Genomic DNA, 11,876 nt, shown 5'->3' with positions numbered 1-11,876 from the left:
TACCGGTAAGAGCGGCCCGAATCGGGCTGCTCGCTGACGTCGTACCCCCGTTTCGGATCCGTTAACGCGGGCATCCGACCGGTACGGCCGCTCCGGACGGGCCCGGCTCGAACGCTCGAGCCGTGGGCCGTCCGTGCACCGAAGACGTTGCCGCTCAGCAGAAAGGACATCCGATGCTGCCAGCACCGAACGAGCCGAACGCGGGATCCGGCGCCGGAGAGCAGCACGCACCCCGGACCCACACGTTTCCCGACGACACCCGCACCAACCGCACACACGCCGGTGAATCCATCGAGGACACCCGTAACTGGCCGGGCATCATCCTGGTCGCGATAGGCATCGTGGCCATGGCGCTCACGCTCACCGCCGCCGGGTACGGATTCGCGGGCTGGGCGGTGATCGCGGGTGTCGTCTGCGGCGTGTGCCTCATCGCGGGCGTCCTCGTGATCATCGCCGAACATCGCCGGATCAAGGCGCGAGAAGGCAAGCGGCTGCGCGACGCCGCCGGGCACTGATCGCCAGCCCGCCCGTGACGCCGCCCGGAAGACGCGGCTTCGACATTCAGGAGAAAGAAAGAATGACAAACCAGCCCAACCGGCCCTTGGGCCGCTTCGCGCTGCTCATGGGCGCGCTGGCGGCGGGCTCGGTGCTCACGGCGTGTTCGGCCGACGACGGTGATCCGGCCGCGGACACGCCCGCACCCGCGACCGTCTCGATCACCATGCCGGGGCCGTCCAGCTCGCAGGTGCCGAATACCGACGAGATCACCCCGGCGGCGGCCGAGCAGCTGTGCGACATGATGCGCGCCGACATCGACACCTGGCGTGGCCAGGGCGCGACGGTCGCCAAAGTGACGTTCAACGGCACAGTGCACAACTGGGCCGCCCGCAACGGCGGTCTCAACGACGTGGTCGTCACCGACCGGGGCACGATCGACGCCATCACCACGCAGAATTGCCCCGATGTCCGCGAGCAGGCGGTGCAGGCGCTGGACGTGCCCGACCTGGCCTCGGCTCTGGCGGGGTTCGGCCGATGAGCGCCGCGGGCCGCATGGGAATCGCCGCGCTCGCCGCGCTGGCACTCTGCGCAGGCGGATGCGGCGACGAGCCGGAGAAGATCGTGAACAAGGGCGGTGACACGCCGTGCAACGAATTCGTCGCCCAGGACAGCGACAAGCAGCGCATCACCACCGAGAAGTTCCTCGAGCAGGAACGCGAAGGTGATGGCACGCCCGACGCCAGGACCGTCGATGCCTCGATCGCGGCGATCAAGCTGATGTGCGCGGCACAGGCCAATCCGGATACTCCGATCCGCAAGGCCGACCTCACCGGCATCTTCGTGCCGAAATAGCGAGGGTTTCGAATCAGGCAGATCGGGCATCTCCGGATGTAGCAAGGACCGCTCGTCCGATTTCCGAATGCCGCTCCCGCGTGGGTGTCCAGGTGCCGACCTCCTCGGGAGTACCACCGTCATCCGTGCGTTCCCCCCTCGACAACGGCGTCGAGGTCCGTACACCGGCGGTGGGCTTCGAGCCCCGTTTCCCGGCCTTTTCTCGAACGACTCGAAGCTATGTGGCACACCCGCCCCGGGCCGCCGACGACGTCGGCCCGGGCGGCGGGGCCGTGCCCTTCGCGCCGAAGTGGAGGCTTTTTCCGTGACTGTGTTGCTCGCGCTGCGCGCGCACGGGTTGCGGGAGCTGCTGACCGCGGTTCCCGCGCTGCGCGCCTTGCACGACGTCCGCCCCCGACACCGGCTCGTACTCGCCGCGCCGGGATGGCTGCGTCCCGTCGTAGAACTGGCCGATTGCGTCGACGAACTCCATGCGACCCCGATGGCGGGCGGACTGCGCTGGAACGCTCCGCCGCCTGCCTTCGCGGTCAATCTGCACGACGCCGGGGCCGACAGCATACGCGCGCTGCTGGCGACCGATCCCGGCCAGACGATCACTTTCCGGCACAAGGACTTTCCGCAGTTGCCGGGTTCGCTGTGCGACCCTGGCCTGCACGAGACCGTGCGGTGGTGCCGACTGCTGGAATGGGCGGGTATCGCGGCCGACCCGGCGCGGCTCGACCTCACACCGCCGCCGGAGAGCACCGGTGAGCGCCGCTGGATCGTCGTCTATCCAGGCGGAGCGCCTGCTCGGCGCTGGCCCGCCGAGCGGTTCGCGACGGTGTCGGCCGGCCTGCGCGAGTGGGGGTATCCGGTGCGTATCGTCGGCAGCGCTGCCGACCGTCCGCTCGCGCGCGCCGTGGCCGAAGCAGCCGGATTGCCCGAAACCAGCGTGCTGGCAGGCGAACTCACACTGCGGCAGCTGGCCGTCACGGTGGCCGACGCCGCCCTCGTACTCAGTGGTGACACCGGTGTGGGGCATCTGGCTACGGCGTTCGGCACGCCGTCGGTGCTCGTCTTCGGCCCGGATTCGCCCGCGGTGTGGGGACCGCCGCCGGAACGGATGGCCCATGTCGCCTTGTGGGCCGGACACGTCGGCGATCCCCGGTCGGACGCGCCGGCGCCCGGGTTGGCGATGATCAGCGCCGCCGAGGTGCTCGCCGCGGCGGATCGGCAGCTCAGCAGTCAGGTCCGGGTGTGACGAGGAAGCGACGCGGGCGTTTCAGGCCGCCGAGACCGGCTATCTCGGGCTTATGACGTCCCTATGGTTGCACGGCGCGCAGGTTCCGGCGCGGTTGCGGTTGACGCCGGGATCGCACTTCGACACGGTGGTGATCGGCGGCGGGCTCACCGGACTGGTGACCGCACTGCTGCTCGTCGAGAACGGCGTCGAGGTGGCCGTGGTCGAGGGCAAGCGCGTCGGTGCGGGAACGACCGGCGCGACCACCGGGAAAGTCAGCCTGCTACAGGGGACCCGTGCCCAGCAGATCGCCAAGCACCACTCCGATGACGTCCTGCGCGACTACGTGGCGGCCAACCGCGAAGGCCAGGAATGGCTGCTGCGTTTCTGCGCCGCCCACGACGTCACCGTCGAGCGGGCCGCGGCGTTGACCTACGCGCAGACCGAGGACGAGATGTCCGCCGTGCGAGCGGAATACGCCGCGACGCAGAAGGCCGGTCTGCCCACTGAACTACTCTTCGAGCTGGATACCCCCTTCCCCGCGCACGGCGCGGTCCGCCTGGCCGATCAGGCACAACTCGACCCGATGGCGCTGCTGGCGGCGCTCGCGGCCGACGTGGAGTCGCACGGCGCGCCGATCTACGAATCCACCTCGGTTCGCGGCGTGCACCACGGCGCCCGCGGCGAACTCGTCGTCTCCACCGAGCACGGTGACCTCGGCGCACGCCGGGTGGTGCTGGCCACCGGGACGCCGATCCTCGATCGCGGCGGGTTCTTCGCCCGTCTGACTCCGCAGCGCTCCTATCTGACGGCCCTCCGCCTGGAGCGGCCCGCTCCGCGCGACATGTACATCAGCGCCGGCAGCCCGACCAGGTCCCTGCGTCGCGCGCAGGGACCGGACGGTGAGCTCCTGCTGGTCGGCGGCAACGGCCATGTCGTCGGCCGCGGCGGATCGACCCGCGAGAAAGTGGAGGATCTGGTGAGCTGGGCGCGAACCTGGTTCCCCGGCGCCGAACCGACGCACCGATGGTCCGCTCAGGACTACTCCCCCATCGGTGAACTTCCCTACGTGGGTCCGGTGCTGCCCGGTCAGAACGACATACAGCTGGCCACCGGCTACGCCAAATGGGGTCTGACCAATGGTGTGGCCGCGGCCATCGCGCTGGCCGGACGGCTCACCGGCACGCCGCCCCGGTGGGCGGGCGCCCTGGCGAGCTGGCGCCCGGACGAACTCAAGGCGCTACCGGCGGCCACGAAGATCAACAGTGCTGTGGCACAGAAACTCTCCGCGGGCTGGCTGCGGGTCGCGACCCACCACGACGGCGCCGCTCCGGACGAAGGCTGCGGCACGGTACTGCGCGAGGGCCTGCACCCGACCGCCGTGTGCACGGTGGACGGCGTCACCAACCGGGTCTCGGCGGTGTGCCCGCACCTGTACGGCATCGTCAACTGGAACGACGCCGAACGCACCTGGGACTGCCCGCTGCACGGGTCGCGTTTCGCCGCGGACGGCACGCTGATCGAAGGACCGGCCACCAGTTCGCTCACTCCCCTGCGCGTGCCGCGGGACACCCCCTGAGCGGACGGTCCGCCGGATCCGGATCGAACGCCCCGCGTCGGTCCGTCAGCGGCCTGGCCTCGGTCAGGATTCGGTCGACCGTCTGCTCGACCGTCGACTCCGAGGTGTCCAGCCAGAGTCCGATCCGGGGCGTGCTCTCGCGCAGCAGCGTGTCCAGCTCCGCCACGGTGAATTCGTCGTAGGCGACCTTGCCCCGCCCGGCCTCCCGCGCGGCGACCACCTCCGGGCGCGGCGCGAGCACCACGACATAGAGCGGGCGCGTGACGATGAGATCCGCCAGCCAGGGCAGGAAGTCGCCGAGCACGACGTCTTGCAGGACGGTCGTGAGCCCGGATTCGGCATAGGCGTCGGCGGTAGCGGCGGCGAGGCGGTAGCGCAACCGCAGCTGGGCCAGCGCCTCGGGCGATGGATCGGCGCTCATCTCCACCCGCCCGCGCACGACGAAGCGGCGGAACACGTCGCCTCGCACGTGCGCCGAGCGCGGCAGCCGTTCGGCCAATGCCTGGGCCACGGTGGATTTGCCCGCCGCCTGGATCCCGGTGATCAGATAGACAGCCGATGTCATGACGACGATCATGGCGAATCCGGCCCGACCGTCGGCGGGCGCCCTGCCGTGTTCAGTTGGCGGCGGCGGCTGCCTTCTGTTCGACATAGCGGTTCATCGCCCAGTTCAACCCGCGCATCGCGACGTTGTATCCGGGCGGGAAGTAGCGCTGCGCCCAGAAGCCCACCCGAATGTCGGGTGAGGTGAAGACCAGGTAGCGGTTGCGCTCGACGCCGCGCACGATCGACCGCGCCGCCGCTTCCGGCGTCACCGCGTGCCGCATGAACAGCGCCATTCCCCGCTGCACCGCTTCGGCCGTGCGATCGACACCCGCGATATCGACGCTGTCCACCATGGGTGTCGCCATCGCACCCGGACACACCAGGCTCACGCCGATGCGGTGGCGCGCCAGGTCGAAGCGCAGCACCTCCGACACCCCGCGCAGGCCGAACTTGCTCGCGCTGTACGGCGCATGCCAGGGCAGGCCGAACAACCCCGCCGCCGACGACACGTTCACCAGGTGGCCGCCGCGCCCGGCCGCGATCATCGGCGGGACGAACGCTTCGATCACGTGGATCGGGCCCATCAGGTCGATGTCGATGGTGCGCCGCCATTGGCTGTGCGTCAGCCGGTCGACGGTGCCCCAGGTGGCGATGCCCGCCACGTTCATGACGATGTCGACGCTGCCCACCGCCTCGTGCACCCGCGCCGCCAGCGCGACGACCTGATCGTAGTCACTGACATCGGCCGTCTCGGCCAGGTGCACGGTCGCACCGGCGGCGCGCGCGTCCGCGGCGGTCCGCGCCAGCCCCTCCGTGGCGATATCGGTCAGCACGAGCGCGGCGCCCTTGGCCGCCGCCGCGAGCGCCGCGCTGCGACCGAGACCACTGGCCGCCCCGGTGATCAGGCAGATTTTGCCGGCGAACTTCGTCATAGTGGACGACCATACGCAACCATGAACATTGCTGTCTATGGAACGGCCGGACGGCTCTCCCACGGAACAGGCGCCAGCGCGACCGTGATGTTGTCCCCGCCGCCGCAGCGCAACGCGAACTCCGCCAGCGCGCGGGCCGCCGCCGCGGGCGACGCGCCCGCCACCTGCTCGGCCAGCGCGGACGGGGAGGGAGCGTAGTTCCACATTCCGTCGGAGCACAGCAACAGCAGGCCGGGCCCCGAGACACGGACCGTCCGTACGCAGTTGTCCGCCCACGGCTTCGGCGGGCTGTCCGCGCCCAGCCAGCGGATCAACGTGTGCGCCCGGGGATCGGCCATCGCCGCACGCTCGTCCATCGCGCCCGCGTCGACCAGCGCCTGAGCCCACGAGTCGTCGACGGTCAACCGTTGGGCCTGCTCGTCGGCCGGTCGGCCGTCTCGGTCGGTAGGCAACCAATAGGCGCGGCTGTCACCGACATTGGCCACTGTGATCTCGGTTTCCGTGCCGTGGTGGGCGACGACGGCGGACACGTAGGTGCACGAGGGCGCGGGGCCGTCGGGAACATCGACGTCGCGGACCGCCTGCACCGCGGCCGTCAATCCGGCCATGATCGCCTCCGCCGCGGGCGCTCCGGTGGCGAGCGCGGCGGCGGTGGCCCCGACGCCGGAGCGGACCGCCGCACCCGAAGCCACCTGCGGGCGCGACGAGGTCGACACTCCGTCACTGACCGCGATCACGACGGATGCGGCCGCTGCGGGCGCGACACTTTCGAGCACCCCGGCCGCGACGGCGTCCTCGTTGCGCGCATGGACGATGCCTCGATCGGTGAGCACCGCGACCGCGCCGAGATCGGCGTCGAAGCGATCCGGCGCCGTGCGCGCCCGGCCGCATTGCGCGCAGCGCCCCTCCGCGTCGAAGCGGTCTCCCCCGCAATCGACGCACGGCGTCGGATCGTCACCGGGCAGCGCGACGTACCGGTAACCGAGTTCCAGACCACAGGACGGGCACCGCCTGCTGTCCAATCCGACAGCCGAGCATCCCGCGCAGCGTAGGTCGGCACCTTCATCGGTCATCGTTTCGCTCCCCCGGCCGACGATGCCGCGGACCCGGCATGCTCCGGAAGTCGTTGGCCCAACCGTAACCACAGTGGCTCGTTGCTGGTGCGAACTCCCACACCGTCCTCCTTCATCTCCCCGGCAGGCCGACTCCGATCGCGATAGTACGGGAGCGACGCGGGCTTCCGTCCCAGTGCTGGAGCGACCGCCCGCTGCCGGGCGGCACGATAGCCGACGGTCTGCCCGCGCCCGCGCGCCACCGCCTACTCCACCGGATAGCCGGCCCGGCGGGGGCCGCTGAAGCTCAGACCAACTCGGGCGCGCGATGCGAGCGCCGCCCCCGCGAGCGGAACGTCTGCGGAGGACAGCCCTGCCAGCGGCGGAAGGCGCGTATGAAGGAGGCCGCCTCCGCGTAGCCGAGCCGTGCGGCGACCTGTTCGGTGGTCATATCGGTGTGCGCGAGCAGCACCTCTGACATGGTCCGGCGCACCTCGTCCAGCAGTGCCCGGAACGACGTGCCTTCCTCGTGCAGCCGCCGAGACAGCGTCCGCGAGCTCATATACAGCCCGAGCGCGACCGTCGACTGATCGGGGATCTCACCCGGAGTGCGGACCAGGCGGTCGCGTACCGACCCCGCGACGCCGGTGCGCGTCCGGTACCGGTCGAGCAGATCGCGGCACAGTTGCCCGCAATTGTCCCGCGCGGCGTCGTTCGCCGGAGGCAACGGCCGGTCCAGCACACCGCGGTCGAAGACCACCGCGCTCACCGGCGCGCCGAATATCGGCGCGACGCCGAAGATGTCGCGATACCGCCTGATGTCGCGCGGAAAAGCATGCCGGAAACTGACCTGCCGTACCGGCACACCGACGGAGAACAGCTCACGATCGAAGGCGGGCAATCCGGCCAGGCTCGCCTCGGCGAAGAATGCCCGCATCCCGGGCGGAATGGTCGAGTCCTCGAACACCAGCCGCGCTTCGCCGCCGGCTTCCTCGACGGTCAATCGCCCGAACGGCACCGTACGACCGACGCAGCACAACCCCACTTCGATCAGCTCGCGCAGCGTCCGGCTGCCCAGCAGCGCGAGCCCCCACGGCCCGCGCGACCGCAGCCGGTGCCGGACCGCGGCCGCGAGGCCGAGCCCGGGCTCGTCACCGAAGCGACCGAGCACCGCGCGCACTACCCGCAGTTCGTCGTGCGCGGTGATCTCGGCGGCGGGATCGTCCAGCTCGGCGGGCCCCAACGCCGTACCGGCCAGGCACTCGGCAGGCGCCATGCCCCGCTCACCGGCGATGTGTACGAGAGCGCGCACGCCCGCGGCACTGCGGAGAGAATCCGGATCGACCATGGCTCGCATCCTCGATGAGCGGTACTACGCGGTATCGGCGCAATGTATCAATCGGGTGTCGCACGCATCGGTGGTTCGCCGAAATGCTGGTGCGCCACCCGCTGGCGCACTGTATTTTTCGTCATTTTTCGTCGCCCGAACAGCGGTCCGGTGCTCGCACGCGCTCAATCCCGCACGGTGATGCCGATGGAACGCGCGAAAGCGGGCGCCAGGTCGATCAGCTGCAGACCGGTGACCGTCGCTCCACGCAGGCTGTCGAGCCCCTCGGTGAACTCGAGGGCGGTCGCACCGCGCAGATCCACTTTCGCCAGCCGCGTCTTGCGCAACGACAGCCGGACGAGCGCCGAGCCGGGCACCGTGACGTCGGTGAGCGCGGCCTCGGCGAAGTCGCAGTCGCGCAGTACACAGTCGACGAAGGACACCTCGCGCAAGTGGGCGCCGCGGAAGTTGACCGAGTCGAACTTGCAGCCTTCGAACCGCACCCGCCGCAGGTTCGCGCCCGCGAAATCGACGCCGGACATCGCGCCCGACACCACCTCCCCGTCGAGCCATCCCGTGTCGGCCAGTTCGGTGCCCACCCAGCGGACGTGACGCAGCCACACATCGGTGAACCGGCTGTAGCGCAGACTTCCCCTGGTGAAGGTGATCGACGTGAACGCCGACTCGTTGAACCGCGCGTGCCGCACATCGGGATCGTCGAGCTCACCGCCGTCCAGCCGGACGCAGTCGTAGTCGCCTTCCGCCTCGAGGTCGCCGTCCGGGGCCGTGAGGTACCGCGCGTAAGGCAGGTCGTCGAGTTCGCGCGCCATGCACTCCTCCAGTTCGTCACGATGATCGGTCGGCGCCGAGTATTCCGGTGACCCACGACAAGTTCGCCGCCGATCCGACCGGTCGTGCGCTGCCGGCCGGAGGTGCGCTCACGCGGTGACCGAACGTGCCGCTAGCCGATGTGGCCGATGTCCGACCAGAGGTCGCAGTGATGTTGTCGGGCGAAGGAGTCCGCGACGGTGATGTCGTCGCTGCCGAGTTCGAGGGTTCGGGTCGTGTCCGAGGCCGACGGCCACGGGGTGAAGGCCGGCGTTTCCGGGTTCCCGGTGTGCGCGAATTGTGCCCAGCTCTGCTGGATCCGCTGGGAGAGACGGTCCGCCGCAGGTGGCAGCGGGATGGGCACGCCCAGCAATCCGGAGAAGACGTAAGGCACTTCGGCACCGTGAAATGCTCCGGGCAGGATCGGGTTGCGGCCCAGGGGCGCATCGTTGAACTGGTATTGCCACACCTGAGCGCCGCCGCGACGAGCGGCTCGGGTCGTGAACAACGCTGGACAAGCGAAGAAACCGTCGGTGATCACGTGCTGCTTGGCCTCGACCGGGCTCGGGAAGGCGGAGACGGGGTATCGCTGCAGAACGCGATCGGCGTTGCCGGTGAAGATTTCCCGCGCCCAACTCACGTAGTCCGCCGAGCCCGGCACGGTGGCGCGAGCGAAGTCGAGCAGCGCGAGGAAGGTCGCCCCTTCGTCGGCGTTGCTGCCGACGACGAGCGGAATATCGCGCACGGCCCCGTCGGCCAAGGCGTTCTCCGGCGAGGTGGCGACGACGACGTCGTCGCGCACCGGGGTCCAGGTGACGGCCATCGTGTGCAGAGTCGTCGTGGGCGAATCCAGCATCCGGTCGGCCGGTAGCGCGCGCAGGCACGCCAGGCGAGTCGCGGCTTCGGCGCAGCCGAGACCGGCGGCGTATTCGGCTGATCGCTGATAAGCCTGTTCTTTCGAGGCGGGTGCGAGGGGGCTGCGTGCGCAGGAACCGCTTTCGATGATGGCTTTGGCGTAGAGACCGCGGGCGGTCGGTGAGGCCAGTTGCGTGCAGACGCTCATGCCGCCCGCGGATTCGCCGAACAAGGTGAGGTTGTGCGGGTTTCCACCGAAGGCCGCGGCGTTGTCGCGGATCCAGCGCAGTGCTGCTTGCTGGTCGAGGGTGCCGTAGGTTCCGGTCACCCCGCCTTCGGCCGCAGCGAGTTCGGGCAGCGCCAGGAAACCGAACGGGCCGAGTCGGTAGTTGGGTACCGCGACGATGACCTGGCCATCCCGCACGAGCCGGGCGGGTGAGTCGTACTGGGCGTTGGAACCGAGGACGAATGCGCCGCCGTAGAACCACACCATGATCGGAAGTTCGGTTCCGGCAGGATGTTCCGGCACGTAGACGTCGATGGCGAGGCAGTCCTCGCTCGAGGGCTGCAGCGCTGGGGCCCACGGCAACGGAGATGATTGTGGGCACTGCGGACCATGCGCGGTGGCCGCGCGGACACCCGTCCATGACGGGGCGGGCCGCGGCGGCGCGAAACGGTTGACACCCCCGGTGGAGGCCGCGAACGGAACGCCCAGATACTGGACCACCCCGTTGACGCGCGCACCCCGGATCATCCCACCGGAAACACTCGTAGCCGGCCCCTCGTCGGCGCCTGCCGGCCCGGCAGCGGGCAAGCCGAACGCCCCGATGACCAGGACCACGACCACGACCAACCACCGTAGCGGGCGCATACGCTGAGATATTCCGACGTCGACCGGCATGAGAACACTCCTGCACACCTGGGGTCAGCGCCTGACGCATCGCCGCACCGACCTGGAAATTTGCTTTTGTGACAAAAGCAAGTTACAGGGGTCTCGTCGCGGACGGGAGGAATTGGACGAATCAGATCGCGGGCCGCTACTAGATGTCGGGACCACTCGCCAGGATGGTCAGCAACCGCTGCAGCGCGGGCAGGGCGGATTCGATCGACGTACGGTCGGAGGCGGGAAGGGACCCGAGGGCTTCGCGCAGCATCGCGGCGCTGGCCTGGTCATACCGATCGAGCAAATGCCGCGCCCGCAGCGAGGCCACCAGCATCGCGCCGCGCCGGTCGGAAGGCAGCGGCGTGCGATCGACCAACTCCGCCTCGGCCATCGCCTTGACCAGGTTGCTGATCGTCGAGGGCGCCATTCGGAGTTCGCTCGCGGCACGGGTGGGCGTCACGCCGCCGGTGGCCACCAGCAATCGCAGCAATTCGATCTGAGGTTCCGGCAAGTCCGGCAACCCCTCGGCGGCGCGCGTGCGGTTGAGCACCGCACGCCGCAGCGGCCCCAGCAGGGCGCTGAGCCGAGCCTCGACATCGGGCTCCGGCGTCGCTCGAGCCCGGACGGTGATGGCATCCACGGACTCATTGTGCACTTGCGGTGGACGGTACTCGCCATTATTTTTGTAACAAAAGCATTAGCCGCACCGGGCGCACGCCGCCCCGGCCATCCCGCACAGGAGCCATCCGATGAGCGTCCCACGTCGCACCGAGGACAACGAGCCGCCGATGGCCGAATTGGCCGGGCTGGTGGGCCACCGGTTCATCTACCGCTACGACAATGGTTGGCGGTACGAGATGTACGTGAAAAACAGCCACACCATCGACTACCGCATCCACTCGGGCATGGTCGGTGGACGCTGGGTCAAAGATCAGCATGTCGACGCCGTCCGCATCACTACCGACCACTTCAAGGTCTCCTGGACCGAACCGACCGGCACGTGCGTCGCCGTGGACATCCTGCCCCCGCAGCGACTTCTGCACGGGGTCATCTTCTTCCCGCGCTGGGTACACGAGCACCCCGAGCGAACAGTGCTGTTCCAAAACGAATTCCTCGACCGGATGGCCTCCTATCGCGACCAGGGCCCGACCTACCCGATCGATGTGGTCAGCGAGCTCGCCACCATCACGTGGTATGAACATGTAGGCGAGAACGACGACACCGTCATCGCCTGCGCACCGGACGAGTTGCCGCCCGGATACGCAGACCGAGTCAACTGATGCCGAACGCAAGCAACCGTCGTCC

General features: G+C 69.4%; 13 protein-coding genes. 6 read left to right on the top strand and 7 right to left on the bottom strand.

The window, feature by feature from the left end; all coding sequences use genetic code 11:
- Nucleotides 1-173 precede the first annotated feature (173 nt).
- From NA8_RS03315 to NA8_RS03295, 5 genes are all read left to right on the top strand, one after another.
- The gene (locus NA8_RS03315) at nt 174-515 is read left to right on the top strand and encodes a hypothetical protein (protein ID WP_063048862.1); all 342 of its coding nucleotides are present in this window, start codon (nt 174-176) and stop codon (nt 513-515) included.
- A gap of 62 nt (nt 516-577) precedes the next feature.
- Entirely contained in the window at nt 578-1,036 is a 459-nt protein-coding gene (locus NA8_RS03310; RefSeq protein ID WP_063048861.1) for a hypothetical protein, read from the top strand.
- The gene (locus tag NA8_RS03305; protein WP_063048860.1) at nt 1,033-1,350 is read left to right on the top strand and encodes a hypothetical protein; all 318 of its coding nucleotides are present in this window, start codon (nt 1,033-1,035) and stop codon (nt 1,348-1,350) included. The genes NA8_RS03310 and NA8_RS03305 overlap by 4 nt, the downstream gene beginning before the upstream one ends.
- Nucleotides 1,351-1,654: 304 nt before the next feature.
- The gene (locus NA8_RS03300; protein ID WP_218019394.1) at nt 1,655-2,590 is read left to right on the top strand and encodes a glycosyltransferase family 9 protein; all 936 of its coding nucleotides are present in this window, start codon (nt 1,655-1,657) and stop codon (nt 2,588-2,590) included.
- Nucleotides 2,591-2,642: 52 nt separating this feature from the next.
- The gene (locus tag NA8_RS03295) at nt 2,643-4,148 is read left to right on the top strand and encodes an FAD-dependent oxidoreductase (protein ID WP_063048858.1); all 1,506 of its coding nucleotides are present in this window, start codon (nt 2,643-2,645) and stop codon (nt 4,146-4,148) included.
- Here the strand turns inward: NA8_RS03295 and NA8_RS03290 are convergent.
- The 7 genes from NA8_RS03290 to NA8_RS03260 form a co-directional block, all read right to left on the bottom strand.
- A complete protein-coding gene (locus tag NA8_RS03290) occupies nt 4,114-4,713 on the bottom strand; it encodes an AAA family ATPase (RefSeq protein WP_157106501.1) in 600 nt (199 codons plus the stop codon). The two genes, NA8_RS03295 and NA8_RS03290, sit on opposite strands and share 35 nt — an antisense overlap.
- A gap of 52 nt (nt 4,714-4,765) precedes the next feature.
- On the bottom strand, nt 4,766-5,626 hold the full coding sequence (locus NA8_RS03285; protein ID WP_063048857.1) for an SDR family oxidoreductase: 861 nt from the start codon (nt 5,624-5,626) through the stop codon (nt 4,766-4,768).
- A gap of 35 nt (nt 5,627-5,661) precedes the next feature.
- A complete protein-coding gene (locus tag NA8_RS03280; protein WP_063048856.1) occupies nt 5,662-6,699 on the bottom strand; it encodes a PP2C family protein-serine/threonine phosphatase in 1,038 nt (345 codons plus the stop codon).
- 286 nt (nt 6,700-6,985) lie between these two features.
- A complete protein-coding gene (locus NA8_RS03275) occupies nt 6,986-8,026 on the bottom strand; it encodes an AraC family transcriptional regulator (RefSeq protein ID WP_063048855.1) in 1,041 nt (346 codons plus the stop codon).
- A gap of 164 nt (nt 8,027-8,190) precedes the next feature.
- Nucleotides 8,191-8,835 (bottom strand): pentapeptide repeat-containing protein, encoded by a 645-nt coding sequence (locus NA8_RS03270; RefSeq protein WP_063048854.1) that lies wholly within the window; start codon nt 8,833-8,835, stop codon nt 8,191-8,193.
- 131 nt (nt 8,836-8,966) lie between these two features.
- Nucleotides 8,967-10,535 carry a carboxylesterase/lipase family protein gene (locus NA8_RS03265; RefSeq protein ID WP_218019392.1) on the bottom strand — a complete coding sequence of 523 codons (1,569 nt, stop codon included), beginning with the start codon at nt 10,533-10,535 and terminating at the stop codon, nt 8,967-8,969.
- Between the two features lie 193 nt (nt 10,536-10,728).
- Entirely contained in the window at nt 10,729-11,211 is a 483-nt protein-coding gene (locus NA8_RS03260) for a MarR family winged helix-turn-helix transcriptional regulator (RefSeq protein ID WP_218019391.1), read from the bottom strand.
- A gap of 109 nt (nt 11,212-11,320) precedes the next feature.
- On the opposite strand from NA8_RS03260, the gene NA8_RS03255 reads away from it, so the two are divergent.
- Nucleotides 11,321-11,851, top strand: a complete 531-nt coding sequence (locus NA8_RS03255) for a phenolic acid decarboxylase (protein ID WP_063048852.1) — start codon at nt 11,321-11,323, stop codon at nt 11,849-11,851.
- The last annotated feature ends 25 nt before the right edge of the window (nt 11,852-11,876 follow it).

The organism is Nocardia arthritidis NBRC 100137 (genome assembly GCF_001612765.1).
Classification (GTDB): domain Bacteria; phylum Actinomycetota; class Actinomycetes; order Mycobacteriales; family Mycobacteriaceae; genus Nocardia; species Nocardia arthritidis.
This window is presented reverse-complemented; position numbering and strand designations above follow the sequence as displayed.